At 52.6% G+C, this 23,574-nt stretch carries 22 protein-coding genes; 16 read left to right on the top strand and 6 right to left on the bottom strand.

Annotated elements, in window-relative coordinates:
• Positions 1-21 precede the first annotated feature (21 nt).
• On the bottom strand, positions 22-1,239 hold the full coding sequence (gene fes / locus OGY19_RS22950) for an enterochelin esterase (protein ID WP_115600789.1): 1,218 nt from the start codon (positions 1,237-1,239) through the stop codon (positions 22-24).
• Positions 1,240-1,491: 252 nt separating this feature from the next.
• Here fes and OGY19_RS22945 point away from each other — a divergent pair, with 252 nt between their 5' ends.
• The 6 genes from OGY19_RS22945 (at position 1,492) to OGY19_RS22920 (ending at position 8,791) form a co-directional block, all read left to right on the top strand.
• Positions 1,492-3,783, top strand: a complete 2,292-nt coding sequence (locus OGY19_RS22945) for a TonB-dependent siderophore receptor (RefSeq protein ID WP_061067488.1) — start codon at positions 1,492-1,494, stop codon at positions 3,781-3,783.
• A gap of 50 nt (positions 3,784-3,833) precedes the next feature.
• A complete protein-coding gene (entD, locus tag OGY19_RS22940; protein WP_061067487.1) occupies positions 3,834-4,496 on the top strand; it encodes an enterobactin synthase subunit EntD in 663 nt (220 codons plus the stop codon).
• Positions 4,497-4,613: 117 nt separating this feature from the next.
• Complete coding sequence (locus tag OGY19_RS22935; RefSeq protein ID WP_048212337.1) at positions 4,614-5,555, top strand: D-ribose ABC transporter substrate-binding protein; 942 nt, start codon at positions 4,614-4,616, stop codon at positions 5,553-5,555.
• A gap of 11 nt (positions 5,556-5,566) precedes the next feature.
• Positions 5,567-6,175 carry a DUF2291 family protein gene (locus tag OGY19_RS22930; RefSeq protein WP_115600790.1) on the top strand — a complete coding sequence of 203 codons (609 nt, stop codon included), beginning with the start codon at positions 5,567-5,569 and terminating at the stop codon, positions 6,173-6,175.
• Complete coding sequence (locus tag OGY19_RS22925; RefSeq protein ID WP_186336722.1) at positions 6,175-7,701, top strand: sugar ABC transporter ATP-binding protein; 1,527 nt, start codon at positions 6,175-6,177, stop codon at positions 7,699-7,701. The genes OGY19_RS22930 and OGY19_RS22925 overlap by 1 nt, the downstream gene beginning before the upstream one ends.
• 1 nt (position 7,702) lies before the next feature.
• The gene (locus tag OGY19_RS22920) at positions 7,703-8,791 is read left to right on the top strand and encodes an ABC transporter permease (protein WP_286597268.1); all 1,089 of its coding nucleotides are present in this window, start codon (positions 7,703-7,705) and stop codon (positions 8,789-8,791) included.
• 127 nt (positions 8,792-8,918) lie between these two features.
• Here the strand turns inward: OGY19_RS22920 and OGY19_RS22915 are convergent, their stop codons facing one another.
• The gene (locus OGY19_RS22915; RefSeq protein WP_115600791.1) at positions 8,919-9,869 is read right to left on the bottom strand and encodes a sugar-binding transcriptional regulator; all 951 of its coding nucleotides are present in this window, start codon (positions 9,867-9,869) and stop codon (positions 8,919-8,921) included.
• Positions 9,870-10,185: 316 nt separating this feature from the next.
• Here OGY19_RS22915 and OGY19_RS22910 point away from each other — a divergent pair, with 316 nt between their 5' ends.
• Genes OGY19_RS22910 through OGY19_RS22895 form a run of 4 tightly spaced genes read left to right on the top strand, consistent with a single transcriptional unit; the run spans position 10,186 to position 14,950 of the window.
• Positions 10,186-11,016, top strand: coding sequence for a transketolase (locus OGY19_RS22910; RefSeq protein WP_061067485.1), 831 nt, complete (start codon positions 10,186-10,188; stop codon positions 11,014-11,016).
• Positions 11,009-11,956: a transketolase family protein gene (locus tag OGY19_RS22905; protein ID WP_048212342.1), complete on the top strand. Its 948-nt coding sequence runs from the start codon at positions 11,009-11,011 to the stop codon at positions 11,954-11,956. Before OGY19_RS22910 ends, OGY19_RS22905 begins: the two co-directional genes overlap by 8 nt.
• Positions 11,957-11,990: 34 nt before the next feature.
• Entirely contained in the window at positions 11,991-13,409 is a 1,419-nt protein-coding gene (locus tag OGY19_RS22900; RefSeq protein ID WP_286597266.1) for an L-fucose/L-arabinose isomerase family protein, read from the top strand.
• A gap of 32 nt (positions 13,410-13,441) precedes the next feature.
• Positions 13,442-14,950 (top strand): FGGY family carbohydrate kinase, encoded by a 1,509-nt coding sequence (locus OGY19_RS22895; RefSeq protein ID WP_048212344.1) that lies wholly within the window; start codon positions 13,442-13,444, stop codon positions 14,948-14,950.
• A 79-nt stretch (positions 14,951-15,029) separates the two neighbouring features.
• Here OGY19_RS22895 and OGY19_RS22890 read toward each other — a convergent pair whose 3' ends face one another.
• Positions 15,030-15,734, bottom strand: coding sequence for a GNAT family N-acetyltransferase (locus OGY19_RS22890; RefSeq protein WP_115600793.1), 705 nt, complete (start codon positions 15,732-15,734; stop codon positions 15,030-15,032).
• 144 nt (positions 15,735-15,878) lie between these two features.
• Between OGY19_RS22890 and OGY19_RS22885 the strand changes: the two genes are divergently transcribed.
• Together OGY19_RS22885 and OGY19_RS22880 are read left to right on the top strand one after the other, a co-directional pair.
• On the top strand, positions 15,879-16,997 hold the full coding sequence (locus OGY19_RS22885; protein ID WP_115600794.1) for a YbdK family carboxylate-amine ligase: 1,119 nt from the start codon (positions 15,879-15,881) through the stop codon (positions 16,995-16,997).
• Between the two features lie 66 nt (positions 16,998-17,063).
• Positions 17,064-17,312, top strand: coding sequence for a DUF1158 family protein (locus OGY19_RS22880; protein ID WP_061067481.1), 249 nt, complete (start codon positions 17,064-17,066; stop codon positions 17,310-17,312).
• A 22-nt stretch (positions 17,313-17,334) separates the two neighbouring features.
• Here OGY19_RS22880 and OGY19_RS22875 read toward each other — a convergent pair whose 3' ends face one another.
• Positions 17,335-17,676 carry a RamA family antibiotic efflux transcriptional regulator gene (locus OGY19_RS22875; RefSeq protein WP_005122005.1) on the bottom strand — a complete coding sequence of 114 codons (342 nt, stop codon included), beginning with the start codon at positions 17,674-17,676 and terminating at the stop codon, positions 17,335-17,337.
• Between the two features lie 17 nt (positions 17,677-17,693).
• Positions 17,694-18,806, bottom strand: a complete 1,113-nt coding sequence (locus OGY19_RS22870; RefSeq protein ID WP_115600795.1) for an MBL fold metallo-hydrolase — start codon at positions 18,804-18,806, stop codon at positions 17,694-17,696.
• Between the two features lie 191 nt (positions 18,807-18,997).
• Here OGY19_RS22870 and OGY19_RS22865 point away from each other — a divergent pair, with 191 nt between their 5' ends.
• The 4 genes from OGY19_RS22865 to OGY19_RS22850 all read left to right on the top strand — a co-directional run bounded on the left by OGY19_RS22865 (position 18,998) and on the right by OGY19_RS22850 (position 22,029).
• Positions 18,998-19,579 (top strand): TetR/AcrR family transcriptional regulator, encoded by a 582-nt coding sequence (locus tag OGY19_RS22865; protein WP_048212348.1) that lies wholly within the window; start codon positions 18,998-19,000, stop codon positions 19,577-19,579.
• On the top strand, positions 19,579-19,947 hold the full coding sequence (locus OGY19_RS22860) for an MmcQ/YjbR family DNA-binding protein (protein ID WP_048212349.1): 369 nt from the start codon (positions 19,579-19,581) through the stop codon (positions 19,945-19,947). The genes OGY19_RS22865 and OGY19_RS22860 overlap by 1 nt, the downstream gene beginning before the upstream one ends.
• 119 nt (positions 19,948-20,066) lie before the next feature.
• On the top strand, positions 20,067-20,720 hold the full coding sequence (gene nfsB, locus OGY19_RS22855; RefSeq protein ID WP_061067479.1) for an oxygen-insensitive NAD(P)H nitroreductase: 654 nt from the start codon (positions 20,067-20,069) through the stop codon (positions 20,718-20,720).
• 64 nt (positions 20,721-20,784) lie between these two features.
• Positions 20,785-22,029 carry a mechanosensitive ion channel family protein gene (locus OGY19_RS22850; protein WP_115600796.1) on the top strand — a complete coding sequence of 415 codons (1,245 nt, stop codon included), beginning with the start codon at positions 20,785-20,787 and terminating at the stop codon, positions 22,027-22,029.
• A 54-nt stretch (positions 22,030-22,083) separates the two neighbouring features.
• On the opposite strand, the gene pheP is transcribed toward OGY19_RS22850, so the two are convergent.
• Complete coding sequence (pheP, locus tag OGY19_RS22845; protein WP_061067477.1) at positions 22,084-23,478, bottom strand: phenylalanine transporter; 1,395 nt, start codon at positions 23,476-23,478, stop codon at positions 22,084-22,086.
• Positions 23,479-23,574: the final 96 nt, after the last annotated feature.

The raw sequence follows: 23,574 nt of genomic DNA, 5'->3' as shown, positions 1-23,574 counted from the left end.
CTGTCGTGGAACATCGTCCGGTTAAAGCGTGTCGGTGAGCGGTTGCCAGAGCGTCATCAGCCCTTGCATTAAGCCGCCGCGCCAGCAAAGCGCATCATGACCACCCTCAACCTGACGCCAGAAAATAGACTGTGGTGCAGAGGGAAATTGGGCGAATAGCGCCTGATTAGCACGAAAAATAATCGGCTCGCGGGTCCCGGCTTCCAGCACAATACGTAGACCCTGAACGCTTACCGTTCCGGCCTTCAGTTGTTCAATAATCACGCCATCCTGATGACTACCGCGATGCGGCCACCAATAAGATCCGGACTGACTGAGTACGCAGCCAAACCGTTCTGGCCAGTTCAGTCCAGCATACAGCGAAGCCAAACCGCCAAAACTTTGCCCGGCAACCACCGTACGCTGCGGGTCATCGGTGAATGGCGTCGTGGTTTTGACCAGCGGCAATAATTCCTGCTGAACTGCCAGCCAAAAATCAGCGTTACACGGCAACTCATGGCTGCGATGCGGCGTATCAATGGCATCAATCAGGAGATATACCGCGGGAGGAAGCTGGCCACGATGAGTGAGTGAGGTCAGCGCCGGCCAGACAGGCAGACTGTGTGCCCAAAATTGTCCGTCCAGCAGAATAGCCAGGGGACGTTCTTGCGGGTTGGCTTCACCGGTGGTGAAAACCCACACCCGGCGCGTATTACCCAACCGATCGCTGTGCCATTGCAGGCATACTGCGGGCAAGTCGGGATTTTCAGGGCGATCCCATCCCGGCTGTACGGGAGCATCTGGCATCTCCAGCGCGGACACCGCATGCCCCCGGCCCCCTTTCCAGCTTTGAGTATTGAGAGGATCCGCAATAGCCTGTGGCAGCAGTTGTCGCCAGCCTTCACGCAGCACAGTCCGGTCGGGCGCTTCGCCCGCCACCAGCGTAGCAAAAATATCGTTCCGTTCTGTTGGAATAAAACAGTAACTGCCGCGCCAGTTAGCGCTCAGGGAAATGCTCCAGCACCAAACATTTGTTCCATCAATGCGTTGCATCGACTGAGGTACGGCATTTTGATGATGATCGGTAACGCCGGTAATGTAGACCCACACGCGGCGAATGGCTGACTCTTTTTCCGTTCCCTGCGGGTCACGCCACCAGAACGTTACCCGATAATTTCCGTTGTCTTCACGCTCCCACTCCGGGCCTTTTTTCGACTGCCACCACGCCTCGCTTCCCATCATTAACGTCGTCACCGCCATAACCCCATGTTTATTGTGAAATTTTATATCTGAGCGTGAAATATATTGATAATATTATTGATAACTATTTGCATTTGCAATAGCGTATTGACGCGCTGTGGGAAGCGCGCACAGTTTTTCACCACTTATAAACCGACCTGGCGCTGCGTACTTTTTCTGGAACGGAGGGGTTTACGCAGATGCGGGCGACATCAGGCCTGGTGCCCAAAACGGCACACGGGTACTCGTGGCTAAAAGAAAGCAGGACATACAATGAACAACAAGATTCATTCACTGGCCTTATTGGTCAATTTAGGGATTTACGGGGTAGCCCTGCCCGCGATGGCAGAAGATAAAACCGATAGCGCCGCCGTCTCTCATGAAGACACCATCGTCGTCACCGCCGCTCAGCAGAACCTGCAGGCTCCAGGCGTTTCGACCATCACCGCAGATGAAATCCGTAAGAACCCTCCGGCTCGCGACGTGTCGGAAATCATCCGTACCATGCCAGGCGTTAACCTGACCGGTAACTCAACCAGCGGTCAACGTGGCAACAACCGTCAGATAGACATTCGCGGCATGGGCCCGGAAAACACCCTGATTCTGATCGACGGCAAGCCGGTCACCAGCCGCAACTCTGTGCGTCAGGGCTGGCGCGGCGAGCGTGATACCCGTGGTGATACCGCCTGGGTGCCGCCGGAAATGATCGAGCGTATTGAAGTGCTGCGCGGCCCAGCCGCGGCACGCTACGGTAACGGTGCTGCGGGTGGCGTGGTGAATATCATCACCAAAAAAGGCAGCAGTGAATGGCACGGCTCCTGGGATACCTATTTCAATGCCCCGGAACACAAAGACGAAGGTTCGACCAAACGCACCAACTTTAGCCTGAACGGCCCAATGGGCGGAGATTTCAGCTTCCGTCTGTACGGTAATCTCGATAAAACCCAGGCCGACGCATGGGACATCAACCAGGGTCATCAGTCAGAACGTACCGGCACATATTCAAATACCTTACCCGCCGGTCGTGAAGGGGTGATCAACAAAGACATCAACGGTATTGTGCGTTGGGATTTTGCCCCACTTCAGTCACTTGAACTGGAAGCGGGTTATAGCCGCCAGGGCAACCTGTACGCGGGTGACACGCAAAATACCAACACTAACCAGTTGGTGAAAGATAACTACGGTAAAGAAACTAACCGTCTGTACCGTCAGAACTACTCGCTGACCTGGAACGGCGGCTGGGATAATGGTGTCACCACCAGCAACTGGGTGCAGTACGAACATACGCGGAACTCTCGCACGCCGGAAGGTCTGGCCGGTGGAACAGAGGGGATCTTCGACCCGACTGCTTCACAAAAATATGTCGATGCCGACCTGAATGACGTCATGCTGCACAGTGAGATCAGCATTCCGTTGGATCTACTGGTCAATCAAAACCTGACGCTGGGTACTGAATGGAACCAGCAGCGCATGAAGGACATGCTGTCTAACTCGCAGACCTTTATGGGCGGTAATATTCCAGGCTACAGCAGCACCGATCGCAGCCCATATTCGAAAGCCGAGATCTTCTCTTTGTTTGCCGAAAACAACATGGAGCTGACCGACAGCACCATGCTGACACCGGGTCTGCGTTTCGACCACCACAGCATTGTGGGCGACAACTGGAGCCCGTCGTTGAACCTGTCTCAAGGTTTGGGCGACGACTTTACGCTGAAAATGGGTATCGCGCGCGCCTATAAAGCACCAAGCCTGTACCAACTCAACCCGAATTACATTCTGTACAGTAAAGGCCAGGGCTGCTATGCCACCGGTTCTGCCAGCGGTATTGGCTGCTACATGATGGGTAACGATGACCTGAAAGCTGAAACCAGCATCAACAAAGAGATTGGTCTCGAGTTCAAACGTGATGGTTGGCTGGCTGGCGTCACCTGGTTCCGCAACGATTACCGTAACAAGATTGAAGCGGGTACGGTACCGTTTGACAGAACCTCTATCAGCAAGAAAAACGCAACAACGGGCAAGACTACAACAACCTACACCGATATCTATCAGTGGGAAAACATTCCTAAAGCGGTGGTAGAAGGCCTGGAAGGAACGTTGAACGTGCCGGTTAGCGAAACCGTTACCTGGACCAACAACATCACCTACATGCTGCAAAGCAAGAATAAAGAGACTGGCGAACGTCTGTCGATTATTCCTGAGTACACGCTGAACTCAACATTGAGCTGGCAGGCGCGTGAAGATCTGTCACTGCAATCCACCTTTACCTGGTACGGCAAACAGCAGCCGAAGAAATACGATTACCAGGGTAAACCGGTAACCGGCAGCTCGGCACAAGAAGTGAGTCCTTACAGCATCGTCGGCCTGAGCGCGACCTGGGACGTGACCAAAAACGTCAGCCTGACCGGCGGCGTGGATAACGTCTTTGACAAACGTCTGTGGCGTGAAGGCAATGCCCAGACCACTGGCGATATCGTTACCGGTAATTATATGGCGGGCGCTGGCGCGTACACCTATAACGAACCGGGTCGTACGTGGTTCATGAGCGTGAATACACACTTCTGATAGCGTTGTTCCCTCTCCTCCCGGTGGGGAGAGGGAAACGATACAAAATCATGCGTACAACACACACATCGTTGCCTTTCGCAGACTATTCGCTGCAGATCATCGAATTTGATCCCAACAGCTTTCACGAGCACGATCTGCTCTGGCTCCCTCACCATGCCCAGCTAACCGCTGGCGCACGTAAACGTAAAGCAGAGCACCTGGCAGGACGTATCGCCGCAATACATGCTTTACGTGAATACGGTATCAAAACGGTGCCCGGCATCGGCGAGCAGCGACAACCGCTGTGGCCACATGGCCTCTTTGGCAGTATCAGTCATAGCGCGACAACGGCACTGGCTGTCGTCTCACGCCACCCCGTCGGACTGGATATTGAGGCTATTTTTTCGCCGCAGGTCGCAGCTGAGCTGGCTGACAGCATTATAGACAACACTGAGAGAAAGGTTTTGCTTCATGCGTCACTCCCCTTTCCACTTGCCTTAACCCTGGCCTTCAGCGCCAAAGAGAGTCTGTATAAGGCATTCTCCACCCAGGCAAGCGGGTTACCTGGTTTCGCCAGCGCAAAAATTACCGCCCTCACGACTCAGCATATAACCCTGCAAATTATGCCATCATTTTCGGCAAACCTCGGCAATCAGGACGTCAACGTGCGTTGGTTTCAGCGTGGTAACAACATCATTACGCTGTGCCCGGCCTCGCCATCAGGATCGTGATCCTTTTCTCCTTTTAAGAAATTAGCTGCGCAAATCGTAGACAGTTCGATTATCTCGATTTATCGTTAACTTGAATAATAAATCATATTTGAATAAATATTCAAAGTGGAGAAAAAGATGAACAAGACCCTGGTTAAATCCGTATTACTGGCCTCGATCCTGACCGCCTCGGGTTCGCTGTATGCTGCTGACAACGGATTGATTGCGATTATTACCCCTTCCCACGACAACCCGTTCTTTAAAGCCGAGGCCGACGGCGCGGTTGCCAAAGCAAAAGCGCTGGGATACACGACGCTGGTTGCCTCTCATGATGATGACGTCAATAAACAAAACCAGCTGATTGAAACCGCCATTGCCCGTAAAGCGAAAGCAATCATTCTCGATAATGCGGGTGCGGATGCCACCGTGGGTCCGCTGGAAAAAGCCAAAGCAGCAGGCGTGCCTGCCTTTCTGATCGATCGCGAAATCAATAAAACCGGCATCGCCGTCGCACAAATCGTGTCGAATAATTATCAAGGCGCACAGCTCGGTGCGGAGACGTTCGCCAAACTGCTGGACGGAAAAGGGAAGTACGTTGAACTACTGGGGCGTCAGTCCGACACCAACGCTCATGTACGCTCGCAGGGATATCACGATGTACTCGACGATTACCCGGACATGAAAATGGTGGCCCAACAAACAGCAAACTGGAGCCAAACCGAAGCCTTTACCCGCATGGAATCCATTCTGCAAACCAACCCGGATATCGTAGGGGTGATCTCAGGGAATGACACTATGGCGCTGGGTGCCGAGGCCGCACTGAAGGCTGCCGGGAAAAATAATGTCATCGTGGTCGGTTTTGATGGTAGCGACTACACCCGCGATTCAATCATCAATAAAAGCAATATTAAAGCGACCGTGCTGCAACCCGGCTGGCAACAGGCACAAATGGCAGTTGAGCAGGCAGATTATTACCTGAAAAACGGCAAAGCCCAGAAAGAGGAAAAACAGCTTATGGATTGCGTGCTGATTGATGAAACCAATGCCAGCAAGCTGAACTCGTTTAATTTGAGCCACTAAACGGAGGCACTATGTCGTTAACACAATGGGGTGCCGCACTGGTTGGGTGCGCCGCCCTGTTGCTGACGGCCTGCACGGTAGTTGACCTCGACGAAAACGGCAAACCCATCATCCCGGCCGATCCACAGGCCAAAGCCAGTTTCGACAACCAAACTCCCGATCAGATCGCGCAACAAACCTGGCAATCCCGTGTTCTGGAGGCGGCACAGCAACATGCTCTGGATGCTTCAGCGCTGACCACTCGCCTGAAGGCCCCCTCACCCGCTCCCGAAAGCGTGTTTGTACGCCTGACCAGCACGATTGATAGCATCGACACCACCAATGGGCGTGAACGCACCATCGTGGTGAAGGTCAATGACATGCCCGTCACAGTCCAGATTGGTCCGGTAATGCGCGGCAATGCTATTCGTGATGCCAGCGGTTTCAAGTTCGAAGATTTTACTAATCAGGTTCAGTTTGCCCAACTTTCACGGGCCTATAACCGCGAAGCGGCAAAACACTTATCCGCCGTAGACACGAGTTGGCAAGGGAAGACTGCGACAGTGCTGTTCGCCGTGACGTTGAATGCTGGAAAAACGGAAAACGCGGCAGCGCTGACGCTTGAACAGGAGACTCATTAATGCGCAATACCTCAGCTGATGGCATCATCCTGCGCACCCATGCTATTTCCATGTTGTTTCCTGGCACGATTGCGCTGGACAGCGTGGATTATCAGGTCTGGCGCGGCAAAGTGAACGTGATTATTGGTGAAAACGGCGCGGGAAAATCCACACTGATGAAGATCCTCGCGGGTGTTCAGCAGCCCAGCAGCGGCGAGATGTCGCTTAATGGAAATCCCGTGCGCTTCGCCAATACCCGGGACGCAGCGGCACACGGAATTGGCATGGTGCATCAGGAACTAAACCTGTTTGAGAACCTCACCGTCGCGGAAAATATTTTCCTCGGTCGGGAAATTCAAACGGGCATGGCTCCCATTGATGAGGCCGAACAGGAAAAACGTACCGCCGAACTGTTAACCCGACTCGATCAGCCAATATCACCACGCGATCTGGTTGGCAATCTCAAAGTGGGACAGCAACAACTGGTCGAAATCGCGAAGGCCCTGGCTGAAGATGCGGATATCCTGATCCTTGACGAACCCACCTCAGCGCTCAGTAAAACTGAAGTCGAGATCCTGTTCCGTGTCATTCGTGAACTGACCCGCCAGGGGGTGTCAATTATCTACATTTCCCATCGTCTCGAAGAATTGATGTCGATTGGCGATGTGATCACCATTTTACGCGATGGTAAATTTCAGGCCGAAGCCAGGGTGAGCGAGATCGATGTGCCATGGATTGTGCGCGAGATGTTGGGCAGCGATCCGGTGAGCAACTTTCTCGAACCTGGCCGCACGTTTGGCGCCCCGGTTCTGGAAGCGGAACATATTACCTGCGTCAATACTGCGGGCAACGCGGTCGTCAATGATGTCACCTTTAACGTTCACGCGGGTGAAATTGTCGGTATCTATGGGCTGATGGGAGCCGGACGAACTGAATTGTTCGAGTGCTTGTTAGGTACTGAGCGCAACTATCTCGGCAAACTGTGGCTCGACAGCAAACCGGTCCCGCAACGCTTAACGACCGCCGATCGCATCCGTATGGGGATGAGTCTGGTGCCAGAGGACCGCAAACGCACAGGGATTTTCCCTATTTCATCCGTTGCCACCAATCTGACCATTGCCAGCCTGTGGCGCCGTTTGCAGCGCGGCTTTGCCATTGCCCGTAAAGATGAAGAGGCGGTAGTCGCCAGCACAATTGGTAATCTGTCGATAAAAGTCTCCTCACCCGATGTGGAAATTCAGGCGCTGAGCGGCGGTAATCAGCAAAAAGTGGTGATTGGTCGCTCTCTGCTCACCAATCCCAAAATTCTATTTCTTGACGAACCGACACGTGGCATCGACGTCGGGGCAAAAGCCGATGTGTTCCGCATGATGGTTCAACTTTCACAGCAGGGGATTGCTGTGGTCTTCTCCACCTCGGATTTAAAAGAAATTATGGCGGTTTCTGACCGCATTCTGGTGATGTCCGGCGGCAAGCTAACGGCCGATATCGCCCGCGATCGTGCCGAAGAGTCGGCGCTGGTAACCGCAAGTGCTCAGGGGTTCTGACATGAAAACACTACAATCTGCTGTCGTCGCGCCTCGCTCCACAGTCGCTTTCTCACGGGAAAATATCCTGCTGTTGATCCTAAAATTACGCACCTTTATTGCACTGTTTTTGATAGTCGGCTTTTTTGCTTTTACCGTACCGGGATTCCTTTCTGGCGGCAGTATGGTCATTATGATCAAGCACATTGCCATTAACGCATTTCTGGCACAGGGGATCACGTTTGTCATTATTACCGCCGGGATTGATCTCTCGATTGGCGCTACGCTGGGGCTGTGCGGCATGATTGCCGGATGGCTTATCACCAAAGGTATTGTATTACCGATGTTCGGCATAGCAATTTTTCCCAGTGTCTGGGTAATTGTACCTGTCGTTCTGTTGATTGGTGGACTGATTGGCGCGACGAATGGCTGGATCATCACCCGGTATAACGTTGCGCCGTTTATTTGTACGCTTGGCACCATGTACGTTTTGCGCGGTGCGGCAATGCTGACCTCCGATGGGCAAACCTTCCCAGGGCTTTCCGGTAATCCTCAGCTCGGTAATACCGGTTTTGATGAGATTGGTGCTGGAACGTTGTTTGGCATTCCGTGGGCCATCTGGATGATGATAGCGCTGGCCCTAGTCATTGCTTACGTCGCCCGTCGCCTGCCTTTTGGTCGCCACGTGTACGCCATCGGGGATAACGAACGCGCTGCTGAGCTGTCAGGAGTAAAAGTAAAACAGGTGAAAATCTGGGTCTATACCCTGTCAGGACTGTGTGCCGCCATTGCCGGTATTGTGGTCTCAGCGCAACTTTCCGCCAGCCATCCGGCGAACGGTACGGCATTTGAGATGAACGCCATTGCCGCCGTTGTACTTGGTGGTACGTCGCTGGCGGGTGGTCGTGGCACCATCTTAGGCACGTTGATTGGCGCTTTCGTTATCGGTTTCCTGGCCGATGGTCTGGTGATGATGGGGGTCAGCGAATTCTGGCAAATGGTGATTAAGGGCATCGTGATTATTGTCGCAGTCATCATCGACCAGATGCAAAATCGCATGCAGCAAAAAGCCGCCGTGGTCGCGCAAAAAGCAGCGATGGAAACGCAGTAGCCCTCAAGGTGCCGTGCTTATCAGGCCTACGTCGCGTATGACAGTAGGCCTGATAAACTACGCTTAACAAAACGCTGATGACTATAGCCAGCCCCTGGGGCTGGTTATAACTGAACTCGCCGCGACATCACCCTTTTACCAGACTACGCGCTGTCGGGTAGTCTGTGATCAGTACGTCAATATAATTTCCCTGCAGTGCGCCGCGAATCGCATTCTGTTTTTCCACTCCGCCCGCCAGCGCAATCACATGGTTGCAGTCGCGGATCTGCGAAAGCTCCATGCCGATGACCGGATCTTCCTCATGGCTAAGTACCGGATTTCCCGCTGCATCGTAATAATGCAGACAAATATCCCCGACCGCGCCGCGTTCGGCCAGCAGCCGCAACATTTCTTCGTTGTAGTAGTTGCCTGAGTTTTTCAGCAGTTGAGAAGGCTCGAGTTCACCAATGCCGACAATGGCCACATCCACTTCGGCAAACTTTTCAACCACAGCAGCAACGTCCGGGCTGTTAACCAACCGCGTACGTTCCTCCACCGAATGTTCAATGCTTTGTGAAGGCAGTAGCCAGGCCGGACAGCCAAGGTGCGCCGCCAACTGCTGGGTAAGAATCGTGGCCTGCACGTTGCCGTTCGGCCCTACGCCCCCCAGCAACTGAATGACGCCCGCTGCACGGATATTTTGCGGGTGCATCTCATCAACCATGCAACGAATGGTGCTACTCCAGGAGGAAATCCCAACCAGGTCCTCGGCACGCAGGCGGGTTTCAACATAGTGTGCCGCCGCGCTGCCAATAGCATGTTTGATTTGCGTACTGCTGGGGTTATCTCCAACATCAACGACAATCGCCTGGCGAATACCAAACTGCTCTTCAATGGCTTTTTCCAGCTCCACAAAGATATTGGTCGGCTGTACGACGGTGATTTTCACCAGCCCTTCTTTCTGGCAACGCGTCAACGCACGGGAGACAAAGGACTGCGACAAATGCAGCAGCGTAGCGATCTCAGACTGTTTTTTATTTTCGGCATAGTAGAGTGTGGCTATCTTAACCAGCAACCGCTGTTCATCCTGCTTTGACATGGCATTCCCCCTGGTAAACTACCTGTTATTTTTATTCATACCTGAATAGATAACAAGCCATCTGCACCTTTCCTGTTAACTCGTTAGTGTGATCCTTTTCTCTTTTCTCCAAAATTTGGTGGCACAAGCCGTAGACAAACTGCCAGACAAGGCATATCTTCAATAATGAATAATAAATCAGTAGTGAATATTTATTCTAACCAATAACGACAGACTGTTTTATCTGCAGATTACGCAGTGAATAGAGAGACAGTTGCACTACTGCACCCGTACGGAATATTTATTCAACTAAGATTAAACATTCAAGAGGTGTCTTATGAATCCGTTTTTGCTCTCAATACCAGAGCTAGAAAAGAAAGCACGTGCCGTGCGTCGCCGCATAATCGTGTTGAATGCTGAAAGCCCGGCTGGCGGGCACACTGGCGCTGACCTGTCGCAGGTTGAACTGCTGACAGCACTCTATTTTCGCATCCTGAACTGCTCTGTGGCGCTTAAAGAGAGCGACGAGCGCGATATCTACATCCAGTCGAAAGGTCATGCCGTGGGGGGGTACTACTGTGTACTGGCAGAAGCGGGGTTTATTCCGGTGGACTGGCTGGCGACCTACCAACACGCCGATTCGCATCTACCAGGCCATCCGGTAAAACATAAAACACCAGGAATCGAACTGAACACAGGGGCTCTTGGTCACGGCCTACCGGTTGCAGTAGGGATTGCGTTGGCAGCTAAACGTAGCAATAGCAAGCGCCGGGTATTTGTCGTCACCGGTGACGGTGAACTGGCCGAAGGCAGTAACTGGGAAGCGGCCCTGGTCGCCGCCCACTATAAACTCGATAACCTCATTATTATCAACGATAAAAATAACCTCCAACTCGCCGGAGCAACCAAAGAGATCATGAACACCGATCCGCTGGATGAAAAATGGCGTGCCTTCGGCATGCAGGTTACAGAGTGCCGTGGGAACGATATGAATGATGTGGTGCGCACGCTGGAAGGATTAACACCCGAAGGCAAACCGCACGTTGTCATTGCACACACCACCAAAGGGGCCGGGATCTCCTTTATTCAGGGCCGCCCGGAATGGCATCACCGTGTGCCAAAAGGAGAAGAAATTGAACTGGCGCTGGAGGAACTGAAAGATGCGTAATAGCGAACACCTCGCCACCGTGATGGTGAACACGTTAATTGCCGCAGTCAAACGCGGGATGGATGTTGTGCCCGTCGTGGCCGACTCAACATCAACAGCTAAAATCGCCCCATTTATGCAGGAATTTCCCGGCCGTCTGGTCAACGTAGGTATTGCCGAACAGACGCTGGTCGGCGCCGCTGCTGGTCTGGCGTTGGGCGGTAAAATCGCCGTCACCTGTAACGCCGCGCCCTTCCTGATTTCACGGGCTAATGAGCAAATTAAAGTCGACATTTGCTACAACAATACCAACGTGAAGTTGATTGGTCTGAACGCGGGGGCCAGCTACGGCCCGCTCGCCAGTACGCACCACAGCATTGATGACATTTCCGTGCTGCGAGGTTTTGGCAATATTGAGATTTACGCCCCATCCTGTCCAGTGGAATGCCGACAAATTATCGACTATGCCTTAAGCCACGTTGGTCCGGTTTATATTCGCCTTGATGGCAAAGCCTTGCCCGAATTGCACGACGAAAACTACCGCTTCGCCCCGGGGAATATCGATATTCTGCGGGAAGGAAAAGATGTTGCGCTGGTCGCGATGGGCTCAACCGTGCATGAAATTGTCGAGGCTGCCACACAGCTGGAACAGGCTGGTATTGATGCCAGCGTAATCAGTGTACCGTCAATTCGCCCCTGTAATACCCAACAGTTGCTGGCGGCATTAGCCCACTGCAAGGCTGTGGTCAGCGTAGAAGAACATAACGTGAATGGTGGCGTGGGTAGTCTGGTGGCTGAAGTGCTGGCAGAAGCAGGCAGTGCGATTCCACTGCGTAGATTAGGCATTGGCGATGGCCAATATGCCATCGCCGCCGATCGTGCGGCAACACGCGCGCGCCACGAAATTGACGCAGCGGGCGTCGTGAAAAACGCCACCGCGCTGTTACAGGCAACACGATAAAACAATAATAACAGAACACTTACTGGAGAAAGCTATGTCCCGAATTCCTCAACAACTGACCATGGCTGTCATCATTGGCAATCGGGGATTTTTCCCGAGCTATCTGGTTGCTGAAGCCCGCGAACAGGCCAGCGCACTCTTTGACCGGCTGGGCATTAAAACCATTATGCTCGACGATATGCAGACCGAGCTCGGTGGGGTTGAAACCCGTCAGGATGCGAAAATTTGTGCTGAATTATTCCGTACACACCGCGATGACATTCACGGTGTGGTGGTACTGTTGCCTAACTTTGGCGACGAAAAAGCGATAGCGGAAACGCTGCGTCTTTCTGGTTTAAATGTGCCGGTGCTGGTACAGGCGCAGGAGGACAATCTTGATAAAATGGGACTGGCCACCCGCCGTGACAGCTTCTGCGGCAAGATCTCCCTGTGCAATAACCTGCGCCAGTACGGTATACCGTTTACGCTGACCACTCAGCATGTCTGCGATCTGTCAGGCGAAGTGTTTGAACAGGATCTGAAACGCTTCGAACAAATCTGCCGGGTTGTTACCAGCATGCGCGGTGTACGCGTCGGCGCAATCGGTGCACGTCCGGCCGGGTTTAATACCGTCCGCTACAGCGAAAAATTACTCGAAAGGCTGGGGATCGCCGTGGAAACACTGGACCTGTCTGAAGTCTTTACCCGCATCAAACGACTGCGCGACGACGATATTCGCGTGGAGGAGAAGCGACGTCTGTTGCTGGATAACGCCGACGCCAGCACCATTCCAACTGACAAACTGGTCACAATGGCAAAACTGTTTGTCGTTATCAGCGAATGGGTTGTTGCCAACGATATTGATACGACAGCCATCCAGTGCTGGACCTCGCTGCAGGAAAATTTGGGTATCAATGTTTGTTCGATCATGAGCGTAATGTCCGGGCAGTTAATGCCCAGCGCCTGCGAAGTGGACGTGATGGGTGCATTGTCAATGTACGCGCTCGCCAGCAGTAATTTAAGCCCTGCATCGATTGCTGACTGGAATAATAATTTCGGCGACGATCGTGACAAATGTGTCCTGTTTCACTGCGGTAACTTCGCATCAGCCAGTCTGGATAACCCGAAGATGGGCACGGCAGATATCATCGGCACCACGGTGGGAAAAGAGAACACCTGTGGTGCGGTACATGGACGCATGAAAAGCGGTGCACTGACCTACTTCCGCCTGAGCACCGACGATTTAACCGGTGAAATCAAAGCCTACGTCGGGGAAGGGCAATCGGTTGACGATCCACTGGATACGGTTGGCTGTCGCGCGGTAATTCAGGTGCCTCATCTGGAGGATCTACTGTCCTGGATCTGTCGCAACGGCTTTGAGCATCACGTGGCCATGAACCATTCTGCCAGTGCCGAGGTGCTGCATGAAGCTTTCACCCGCTATCTCGGGGTGGACACCTTTTTCCATCGCTAATGCTCAGGGAATCAGAGGGGCTGGAGAAAACAATGTCAGCACAAAAAGACATTATTGTTGCGCTCGATGAAGGCACCACCAATGCCAAAGCCGTCGCGCTGGATAGCCAGGGAAATGTGGTCGCGAAATTCTCCCAGGCGTTGGCGATCCACACGCCCCGCGAAGGCTGGGTTGAACAGTCGGGCGATGCGCTGCTGGAAGCATCGCTGGCTGTGGTAGCACAAGCCATTGCTGCCGTTGGCGCACATCGCGTCGCCGCGCTGGCGATCAGCAATCAACGTGAAACGGCGATCGGCTGGTATCGTACCAGCGGACGCCCCATCGGCCCTGCCATCACCTGGCAGTGTTCGCGGACGGCCGATTTTTGTCGTGCATTACGTGAACAGGGCCGAGAGGCACACATAAAATCCGCCACCGGATTACCCGTCGCCCCGCTCTTTTCTGCCTCTAAAATGCGCTGGCTACTGGAGTCTGTTCCCAACGGTATGGCGCTCGCACAGCAAGCCGAAATATGTCTCGGAACCATCGATAGCTGGTTATTGTGGAACCTGACACACGGCCAGTCATTTCGTTGCGACATCTCGAACGCTTCGCGTACGCAATTGCTCAATCTGAACAGTGGCCAATGGGATAGCGAGATGCTGGCGCTGTTTGGTATCCCACGACAGGCACTGCCTGAAATTTGCCCTTCCAGCTACCCTTTTGGCGTCACACAAGGCCTGGCGACGATACCTGATGGCATCCCTATTCTGGCGATGATCGGCGACTCTCATGCCGCGCTGTTTGCTCATGGACTGGGGACCGAAGGCTGTGTCAAAGCCACCTATGGCACCGGATCTTCCGTTATGGCTCCTGTATTCACGACACAGTCTGCGGTGAACGCGTTGGCAACGACCATCGCCTGGCATGATGGTGATACCCTGGTCTACGGTCTGGAGGGCAATATTCCGCATACCGGGGACGCTGTCGCATGGATGGCCGATAGCACAGGTCTTAGCGAATTACCGGACGCGCAATTGCTGCACGAGCTCAATACACTGCCTGCCACGGTTGACTCGACACTGGGCGTCTATTTTGTTCCGGCACTGACCGGACTAGGCGCCCCCTGGTGGGATGAAGATGCCAGAGGATTGATTCACGGTCTTAGCCGCGGAGTAAAGCGCGCACATCTGGTACGTGCAGCACTAGAGTCCATTACCTATCAGATTGCCGATGTTGTATCCGCGATGCGCCAGCACAAAGGCTTTCAACTCAGTGCGTTAATGGTTGACGGTGGACCAACAAAAAATGACTGGCTGATGCAGTATCAGGCTGATTTGCTGGGCTGTCCGGTCATGCGCAGCGATATCCCTGAACTTTCCGCGATAGGTGCAGGACTGCTGGCACGCAAGAACCTGCTGGGTATAGCAACCAGCCAGTTACACGACTACCTGCCCGATCACGTGTCGTTCCAGCCCGATATGGTACGCCATGGAAGACTGCAAAAACGCTGGCATGAATGGCAAAGCGCCGTCGAACGTACCCGCTGGCAAACCCGTTAGTGAATCAGCACCCATAATAAATGCGCCCATGCCATGACTGTACTGACTGCGGGCGCATCGTTAATTTTTCTGAAGCGTACTATTGCTGCCGACATGCCGCCAATGACTGGCGCTGCAGCCCTTTTTCATCAAAGTTATCCGCTGCCAGCCAACGCTGCAAAACAGCGTCACACTGTGACCACTCATCGTCAATCATTGATAACCAGTCGCTGTCGCGATTACGGCCCTTGCGCACCATCTTTTGGCGAAAGCGCCCTTCATGGATAAACCCTAAACGCTCCGCCGCACGTCGGGATGCGATGTTCAGGGAATCACATTTCCACTCCACGCGGCGATAGCCCAGCGCAAACGCCTGGCGCAGCAACAGCCAGACGGTTTCAGTACCCAGCACCGTATTCTTCATTCGTGGCGACCAGGTCACATGGCCTATCTCGACCGAGCCATTTACAAGGTCGATCGCCATAAATGAGACTAACCCCACGGCGCGCCCGGATTGTAAATCAATCACCGCATAGGGAACCAAAGTGGCATCCGTTGATTTACCCGTGACCCAGCGCACGGCCTCCTCTACGCTCGCCGGACGCGTGCTGGCAAGCCAGGTCCAGTCACGTTCGTCAGGTGCCTGCGCGTAGGCGTCAAACAAATCGGCGGCATGGCGGTCAGCATTCAGGGGCTCCAGACGGCAATATTGTCCGATAAGCACACTCCGTGGCAGCGCAGTTGCGCCATTCCAGTCCGGTAGGGCATCACCCACCGTCTGCCCATACAGATTTATCTCTGGCACTGTTCACCCCCTGTTATGCAAGCAAAAACCACGTTATAGCACCCGCCATTTCACCTTCAAAGCGCTGGCCAGGGATTTTTCACGCAGCACAGAAAATCGCCGCCCCTTCTATACTGATTAGAAATCAACGCTCAGGAGAACACGATGTCACTACCCGATTTTCATGTCTCAGACCCCTTTACGTTAGGTATTGAACTGGAAATGCAGGTAATCAATCCTCCGGGCTACGATCTGAGTCAGGACGCGTCCAGGTTGATTGACGCCGTGAAGTCAGAACTCACTGTCGGCGAGGTGAAGCACGATATCACCGAAAGTATGCTGGAAATGGCGACCGGGGTGTGTTGCAATGTTGACCAGGCGGCCGCGCAGTTTTCCACCATACAACACCTTGTTTTGCGCGCAGCCCAAACGCTTCACCTCGAAATCTGCGGTGGTGGTACGCACCCATTTCAGACATGGCAGCGTCAGGAAGTGTGTGATGACGAACGCTATCGGCGGAACCTGGAGAACTTCGGCTACCTTATTCAGCAGGCAACGGTTTTCGGTCAGCATGTTCATATCGGTTGTGCCAACGGTGACGATGCGATTTACCTGCTGCACGGCCTGTCACGATTTGTCCCCCACTTTATTGCGCTCTCTGCGGCCTCCCCCTATATGCAGGCTGCCGATACACGCTTTGCCTGCGCACGGCTGAACATTTTCTCCGGATTTCCCGATAATGGCCCGATGCCGTGGGTAAGCAACTGGCAGGAATTTACCAGGCTCTTTCGCCGACTGGCGTATACCAGCATGATTGACAGCATTAAAGATTTGCACTGGGACATCCGCCCCAGTCCGCATTTTGGCACGGTAGAGGTACGGGTGATGGACACCCCGTTGACCCTTGAGCACGCCCTCAACATAGCCGGGCTAATTCAGGCTACCGCCCACTGGTTACTCACCGAACGGCCATTCAGGCATCAGGAAAATGATTATCTGTTGTACAAGTTCAACCGTTTTCAGGCCTGTCGTTTTGGTATGGAAGGAATTCTCACCGACGTGAATACCGGGGATCACCACTGCCTGGCGGATGACACGATACGCTTACTGAACACTGTCGCTGCGTCGGCTGAAAAAGTGGGGGCAGCGAGTGCCGTTCACACCTTACATCAGCAGGTGAAAAAGGGTCACAATGAGGTACGGCACATGCGTGATTTTGTGGCAAACGGTGGCTCGCTGAGTGGACTGGTGAAAAAACACTGTGAGATCTGGGCGGGGCATTAAGCGCGACGTTTGCGTTAACCAACGAGATCCCGGACAATGGCTTTTTAACTCAAGTTTAACAATGCCATGAAACACCCGCTTGAATCACTGATGACCGCCGCCGGGATACTGCTGTTGGCTCTGCTTTCCTGCCTGCTGCTGCCCGCCCCTTCGCTTGGCCTGGCGTTGGCGCAAAAGTTAGTCACAACCTTTCATTTAATGGATCTTAATCAGTTTTATACTTTGTTGTTTTGTCTGTGGTTCTTGCTTCTCGGGGTGATTGAATATTTTGTACTGCGCTTCATCTGGCGGCGTTGGTTCTCGCTGGCAGAATAGACCCGCGAGAACCCGTATACCGTTAATGTGTGCGGCTGTGATTTTCTTTACGATACGCCCCAGGCGGCTGGCTAAACGTACGGGTAAAAATACGCGTGAAAGTCTGCTGCGAATCGAAGCCATACTTCAAACAGATATCGTAAACTTTTTGGTCGGTATCGCGCAGATCGCGTGCCGCTAATAATAGCTTACGTTCACGAATATAACGCCCGAGGCTCTCGCCTTTGTACTGCAAAAAAAGGCGTTGCAGATGCCATTTTGAATACCCCGCATGGCGCGCAATATCATCAATGCGCAAGGGTTGGTTCAAATTATCATCAATCCATTCAACAATCGTATCAATTACCTGAGCAGAAATCGTCATCATGCTCTCCCCTCTGTTCATTGCGTTGCCTGCTGCCACCAGGCCGTAAACTGTTGGTCCGGTTCGGACAGTGCTACCGGCTCACCCAGCATCGGCGTCAGCAATCGGTAATGTTGGCGGCGACTGGCAAGTGCCAGTCTTTTGTAGGGATCATCCCAGGTGTGTTTTGCCAGAACGAAGCGACCCGCATGTCCGGGTAATACCGCTTTCGCGTGGAGATCGGCCGCAGCCTGGGCGGTTTCTTCCGGCATCATATGAATGAACTTCCAGTCCGGGTCATACTGACCATTTTCCATGATTGCCAAATCGACCTTGCCAAACTGCTCGCCAATCGCTTTAAAATGCGGCCCGTAGCCGGAGTCACCGCTGTAGTAAACGTTCTGTTCCGGCGTTTCAAACATGAAACTGGCCCACAGCGTTTGGTTACGTTTAATCCCCCGGCCAGAAAAATGGCGGGCCGGCAGGACATGGACGATCAGCGAGTCCGTCACTTTGACGGATTGATTCCAGTCACGTTCCTCAATAATCTCGCTGTTCATTCCCCAGTAACGCAGGTGCGATCCCACGCCAAGTGGCGTAATCACGCGCTTAATCTTCGGCATCAGGGCCTTGATGGTGGCGAGATCCAGATGGTCATAATGATCATGCGAGATAATAAGAAGATCGATCTCCGGCATCGTCTGCGCGGTCCACGGATACTCACCAGCAAAAGCTTTATTCAGGAATGAAAACGGTGCGGCATAATTGCTCAACACCGGATCAATAAGAATACGCTGGCCCGCCAACTGTAAATACCACGAGGAATGTCCCAGCCAGACAAGGGTATCCTGCTCTGGCGATAAACTGGCGAGATCGGTCGCAACCAGTGGTAACGGCTGCGCGGGTCGCGCGTTTTCTCGCTTCGCGATCAGAAAATCCCACCAGGCCGCCAGCATACCTTTGTTGCCGGTATAGCCCGGGGTCGGGACCTGATTATGAAACTGTCCATCACGATAGTGTGGCGACTGTTCAACCTGACTCAGTTGTGCTCCTTGCGGCGCCTGACCAAATCCGGCATTGAGGACAAACGGTAAACTTGCTGCTGCGGCAATGAGCATAATAACAACCACACAAACTGTGAGACGCTTCATATCCTGACCTTAAACGCGCCCCCTTTCCGCTGGGTTGCGCGACTGACTCTTGATTATGAGTGAGTAAGCACTCATTATAGAAATCGAAAGTTTGTCGTCAAGATGATTTTCAATCTTTGACATTCGCCGTTGCGGTGCTGCAAAGGCCGTGATTCAATCCTATTTTTTTACAGACTTAGGGGTAAAGTGTAGTGGCTCGTCCGAAGAGTGAAGACAAAAAACAGGCATTACTGGAAGCTGCAACCGCAGCATTTGCACAATCAGGCATTGCGGCCTCTACCGCCGTAATTGCCCGCAATGCAGGTGTCGCAGAGGGAACATTGTTTCGCTATTTCGCAACAAAAGATGATCTGATCAACGAGCTTTACCTCCATTTAAAGCAAGACCTCTGCCAGTCAATGATGGCAAATCTGGATCGCTCAGTGACCGATGCCAAAACCATGACTCACTACATCTGGAACAGCTACATCAGTTGGGGTCTGGACCATACTTGTGGACATCGCACTATCCGCCAACTGGCCGTCAGCGAAAAGATCAGCAAAGAAACCGAACAGCAGGCTGATGATATGTTCCCGGAACTGCGCGATTTATGTCATCGTTCCGTTCGCCCTGAATTTATGTCTGACGAATATCGTGCCTTCGGTGATGGGCTTTTTCTTTCACTGGCAGAAACAACCATGGAATTTGCCGCCCGCGATCCTGCCCGCGCGAATGAATATATTTCGATGGGGTTTGAGGCCATGTGGCGCGCACTGACCCGCGAGGAAAAATAATGGACGGCCAAACGCTGCATGCTTGTGCTAAACGTATTGCGCTCGAACTGCCTTTTACTGAGCAATGCTGGCCGTTCGGCCCTGAATACGATGTCTTCAAAGTCGGCGGTAAGATTTTTATGATTGTCTCAGAGCAGCGCGGTCGTCCGTTGGTTAATTTGAAATCAGACCCACAAAAATCACTGCTGAATCAGCAGATTTACCGCAGTATCGAACCGGGCTATCACATGAATAAAAAGCACTGGATATCCGTCTACCCCGGCGATGATATTAGCGAGTCATTACTGACTGACCTGGTGAACGACTCATGGCATCGGGTGGTAGACGGCCTGCCTAAGCGGGATCAAAAACGCCTGCGGCCTGGCTGATTTATCGTTAGCGTCGATAAGTGTTTTTGCATTTTTCGGTCTTATCATTTTCCCGCTAACCCTGTACCCTGCTGAAACAAAACGTACCCGCAGGGTATAAAAAACCACCAGGAGTAGTTATGGATATTGTTTCTGTCGCCTTAAAACGTTACTCCACTAAGGCATTCGATCCGACTAAAAAACTGACCGCTGAGCAGGCCGAAAAATTAAAAACACTGCTGCAGTTTAGTCCGTCCAGTACCAACTCTCAGCCATGGCACTTTATCGTTGCCAGCACTGACGAAGGAAAAGCGCGGGTGGCTAAATCCGCAGCCGGCGGCTTCGTGTTCAACGAACGTAAAATGCTGGATGCTTCCCACGTCGTGGTGTTCTGCGCCAAAACGGCGATGGACGATGCGTGGCTGGAGCGCGTGGTGGATCAAGAAGAGCGCGATGGACGCTTCGCCACCCCTGAAGCCAAAGCCGCAAACCACAAAGGTCGTACCTTCTTTGCTGATATGCATCGCAAAGAACTGAAAGATGACAACCACTGGATGGCAAAACAGGTGTACCTGAACGTCGGTAACTTCCTGCTGGGCGTTGCAGCAATGGGTCTGGATGCAGTGCCGATTGAAGGCTTTGATGCGGCAGTGATGGATGCAGAGTTTGGTCTGAAAGAAAAAGGTTACACCAGCGTTGTCGTGGTCCCGGTGGGTCATCACAGCGTAGAAGACTTCAACGCCGCCCTACCAAAATCACGTCTGCCGCAAGAAACGACGCTGACAGAAGTCTGATCCCCATATTTGCATAAGCTCCACGCAGCGGTCATCATAGACCGCTGTTTATTAAGGAGACATTATGCAGGAATTGATATCTCAGGTAGAAGAACTCGGCATTGAAATAAATCACACCACCTCACTGGTGATGATTTTTGGCATTATTTTTATCACCGCCATTATTGTTCACGTTATTTTGCACTGGGTGGTATTACGCGCATTTGAAAAACGTGCCAGCACCAGTTCCCGTCTGTGGTTGCAAATTATCACGCAGAACAAATTATTCCACCGTCTGGCGTTTACGCTACAAGGTATCATCGTCAATATACAGGCCACACTCTGGCTACAAAAAGGCAGTGAAGCGGCAGATATATTAGTGACTTGCGCACAGCTGTGGATCATGATGTACGCCCTGCTGTCCCTGTTTTCTCTGCTGGACGTTATTCTCAACCTGTCGCAAAAAATCCCTGCCGCATCCCAGTTACCCTTGAAAGGTATATTTCAGGGTATCAAACTGATTGCCGCCATCCTCGTCGGGATCCTGATGATTTCCCTGCTGATAGGCCAATCGCCGGCAATACTGATAAGCGGTCTGGGTGCCATGGCAGCCGTATTAATGCTGGTGTTTAAAGACCCGATTCTCGGTCTGGTGGCCGGAATACAGCTTTCAGCCAACGACATGCTTAAGCTTGGTGACTGGCTGGAAATGCCGAAATACGGCGCAGATGGTGCGGTTATTGATATTGGCTTAACCACCGTAAAAGTGCGCAACTGGGATAATACCATCACCACGATCCCCACCTGGTCGCTGGTATCAGACTCGTTTAAAAACTGGAGCGGGATGTCGGCTTCCGGTGGTCGGAGGATTAAACGCAGCATCAGCATCGATGCCACCAGCATTCATTTTCTTGATGAAGATGAACGCCAGCGATTGCATAAAGCGCATCTGCTGAAACCGTATTTGACCACGCGCCACCAGGAAATCAGCGAGTGGAACCAGCAATTAGATGCGCCTGAGTCCGTATTGAATCATCGCCAGATGACCAATATCGGCACCTTCCGCGCTTATCTGAACGAATATTTACGCCACCACCCGCGTATTCGCAAAGATATGACATTAATGGTGCGCCAACTTGCACCAGATGACCACGGTTTACCGATTGAAATTTATGCGTTTACCAATACGGTGGTGTGGCTGGAATATGAAAGTATTCAGGCTGATATCTTCGACCATATTTTTGCCGTCGTCGAAGAGTTTGGTTTACGCATTCATCAATCCCCTAGCGGAAATGATATTCGCGCCCTGGCAGGTGTCTTTCAGCGTTAATCGGTAGCATGAAGAAAGGACCGATCTCATCACCAGGATGAGATCGGTTAGATATTAGCGGGACTTGCGACGCAGCAGTTTGAAGGCCACGAACAGGAACAGGATCCACACCGGCAGCAGGATAGCGGACAGGCGCATATCATCCATGGTGCACATCAGCACCAGAATCATACCAAGGAAGGCGATGCACACGTAGTTACCCGCCGGATACAACAACGCTTTAAACTGAGTATCACGCCCCTTACGACGCATTGCCGCCCGGAAACGCAGGTGCGCCAGACAGATCATAATCCAGTTCAATAGCAGCGTCGCAACCACCAGCGCCATCAACAGGCTGAAGGCTTTTTGCGGCAACACATAGTTGATCAGCACCACCAGCGACGTAATCGCGCCGGACAGAATCAATGAGTTTACCGGTACGCCACGACGGCTGACTCGGGTTAAGAACTTCGGTGCATTTCCCTGTACCGACAGACCAAACAGCATACGGCTGTTAGAGTAGACGCCACTGTTATACACCGACAGCGAAGCCACCAGGATGACAAAGTTCAGCGCAGAAGCCACCACGTTGCTGTCAAGATTATGGAAAATCATCACAAACGGACTGCTGTTGGATTTCACTTCCACCCACGGATACAGCGCCAACAGCACCACCAATGAGCCGATGTAAAACAGCAAAATACGATACACCACCTGGTTTACCGCTTTCGGGATACTTTTTTGCGGGTCCTGCGCTTCGGCAGCGGTAATTCCGATCAGTTCCAGACCACCAAACGAGAACATAATCACCGCCAACGACAGGATCAGTCCATTCCAGCCAGTCGCGAAAAAGCCGTTATAACGCCAGAGGTTATCGATGCTTGCATGTTCGCCACCGTTGCCGGAAACCAGCATCCAGATACCAAAGCCAATCATGCCGATAATCGCCAGGACTTTGATCAGCGCAAACCAAAATTCCGTTTCGCCATACAGACGCACGTTGACCAGGTTGACCGCATTGATAATCACGAAGAAAGCCGCGGCCCAAATCCAGGTTGGGACATCAGGCAGCCAGTACTGCATATAAATTCCGGCTGCGGTGAGTTCTGCCATGCCAACCAGCACAAACATCACCCAGTAGTTCCAGCCAGACAAGAAACCCGCGAACGGACCCCAGTATTTATAGGCAAAGTGGGCAAACGATCCGGAAACGGGTTCTTCAACCACCATTTCGCCCAGCTGACGCATGATCAGAAACGCGATAATCCCGGCAACACCGTAACCGAGTAATACAGCAGGTCCCGCCATCTGAATAGCCGGGCCGATTCCCAGAAACAAGCCTGTACCAATTGCGCCGCCCAGCGCAATTAACTGAATATGGCGGTTTTGCAACCCCCGCTGAAGCGTCGGTTCATTCGTCGACGCGGCATCAGACACGCTGGTGTCAGATGCAGTTGACGCGTTTTTCACGCCCTACCCCTGTGTGGTTTTTATTGAAGGGGCTTCTTTTAACATTTCAACCTGGTTGTCGCAAGGCGCAATCGTTTGGATACGCCGGGCATCCTT

The sequence above is a fragment of the Citrobacter sp. Cy070 genome (genome assembly GCF_030332245.1).
GTDB classification, from domain to species: domain Bacteria; phylum Pseudomonadota; class Gammaproteobacteria; order Enterobacterales; family Enterobacteriaceae; genus Citrobacter; species Citrobacter youngae.
The sequence above is the reverse complement of the archived record's forward strand: the minus strand, read 5'-3'. Positions and strand labels throughout refer to the sequence as shown.

Bases quoted from the DNA above. Each gene is read 5' to 3' on its own strand.
- fes (WP_115600789.1), bottom strand. From the start codon at position 1,239: ATGGCGGTGACGACGTTAATGATGGGAAGCGAGGCGTGGTGGCAGTCG.
- OGY19_RS22945 (WP_061067488.1), top strand. From the start codon at position 1,492: ATGAACAACAAGATTCATTCACTGGCCTTATTGGTCAATTTAGGGATT.
- entD (WP_061067487.1), top strand. From the start codon at position 3,834: ATGCGTACAACACACACATCGTTGCCTTTCGCAGACTATTCGCTGCAG.
- OGY19_RS22935 (WP_048212337.1), top strand. From the start codon at position 4,614: ATGAACAAGACCCTGGTTAAATCCGTATTACTGGCCTCGATCCTGACC.
- OGY19_RS22930 (WP_115600790.1), top strand. From the start codon at position 5,567: ATGTCGTTAACACAATGGGGTGCCGCACTGGTTGGGTGCGCCGCCCTG.
- OGY19_RS22925 (WP_186336722.1), top strand. From the start codon at position 6,175: ATGCGCAATACCTCAGCTGATGGCATCATCCTGCGCACCCATGCTATT.
- OGY19_RS22920 (WP_286597268.1), top strand. From the start codon at position 7,703: ATGAAAACACTACAATCTGCTGTCGTCGCGCCTCGCTCCACAGTCGCT.
- OGY19_RS22915 (WP_115600791.1), bottom strand. From the start codon at position 9,869: ATGTCAAAGCAGGATGAACAGCGGTTGCTGGTTAAGATAGCCACACTC.
- OGY19_RS22910 (WP_061067485.1), top strand. From the start codon at position 10,186: ATGAATCCGTTTTTGCTCTCAATACCAGAGCTAGAAAAGAAAGCACGT.
- OGY19_RS22905 (WP_048212342.1), top strand. From the start codon at position 11,009: ATGCGTAATAGCGAACACCTCGCCACCGTGATGGTGAACACGTTAATT.
- OGY19_RS22900 (WP_286597266.1), top strand. From the start codon at position 11,991: ATGTCCCGAATTCCTCAACAACTGACCATGGCTGTCATCATTGGCAAT.
- OGY19_RS22895 (WP_048212344.1), top strand. From the start codon at position 13,442: ATGTCAGCACAAAAAGACATTATTGTTGCGCTCGATGAAGGCACCACC.
- OGY19_RS22885 (WP_115600794.1), top strand. From the start codon at position 15,879: ATGTCACTACCCGATTTTCATGTCTCAGACCCCTTTACGTTAGGTATT.
- OGY19_RS22880 (WP_061067481.1), top strand. From the start codon at position 17,064: ATGAAACACCCGCTTGAATCACTGATGACCGCCGCCGGGATACTGCTG.
- OGY19_RS22875 (WP_005122005.1), bottom strand. From the start codon at position 17,676: ATGACGATTTCTGCTCAGGTAATTGATACGATTGTTGAATGGATTGAT.
- OGY19_RS22870 (WP_115600795.1), bottom strand. From the start codon at position 18,806: ATGAAGCGTCTCACAGTTTGTGTGGTTGTTATTATGCTCATTGCCGCA.
- OGY19_RS22860 (WP_048212349.1), top strand. From the start codon at position 19,579: ATGGACGGCCAAACGCTGCATGCTTGTGCTAAACGTATTGCGCTCGAA.
- nfsB (WP_061067479.1), top strand. From the start codon at position 20,067: ATGGATATTGTTTCTGTCGCCTTAAAACGTTACTCCACTAAGGCATTC.
- OGY19_RS22850 (WP_115600796.1), top strand. From the start codon at position 20,785: ATGCAGGAATTGATATCTCAGGTAGAAGAACTCGGCATTGAAATAAAT.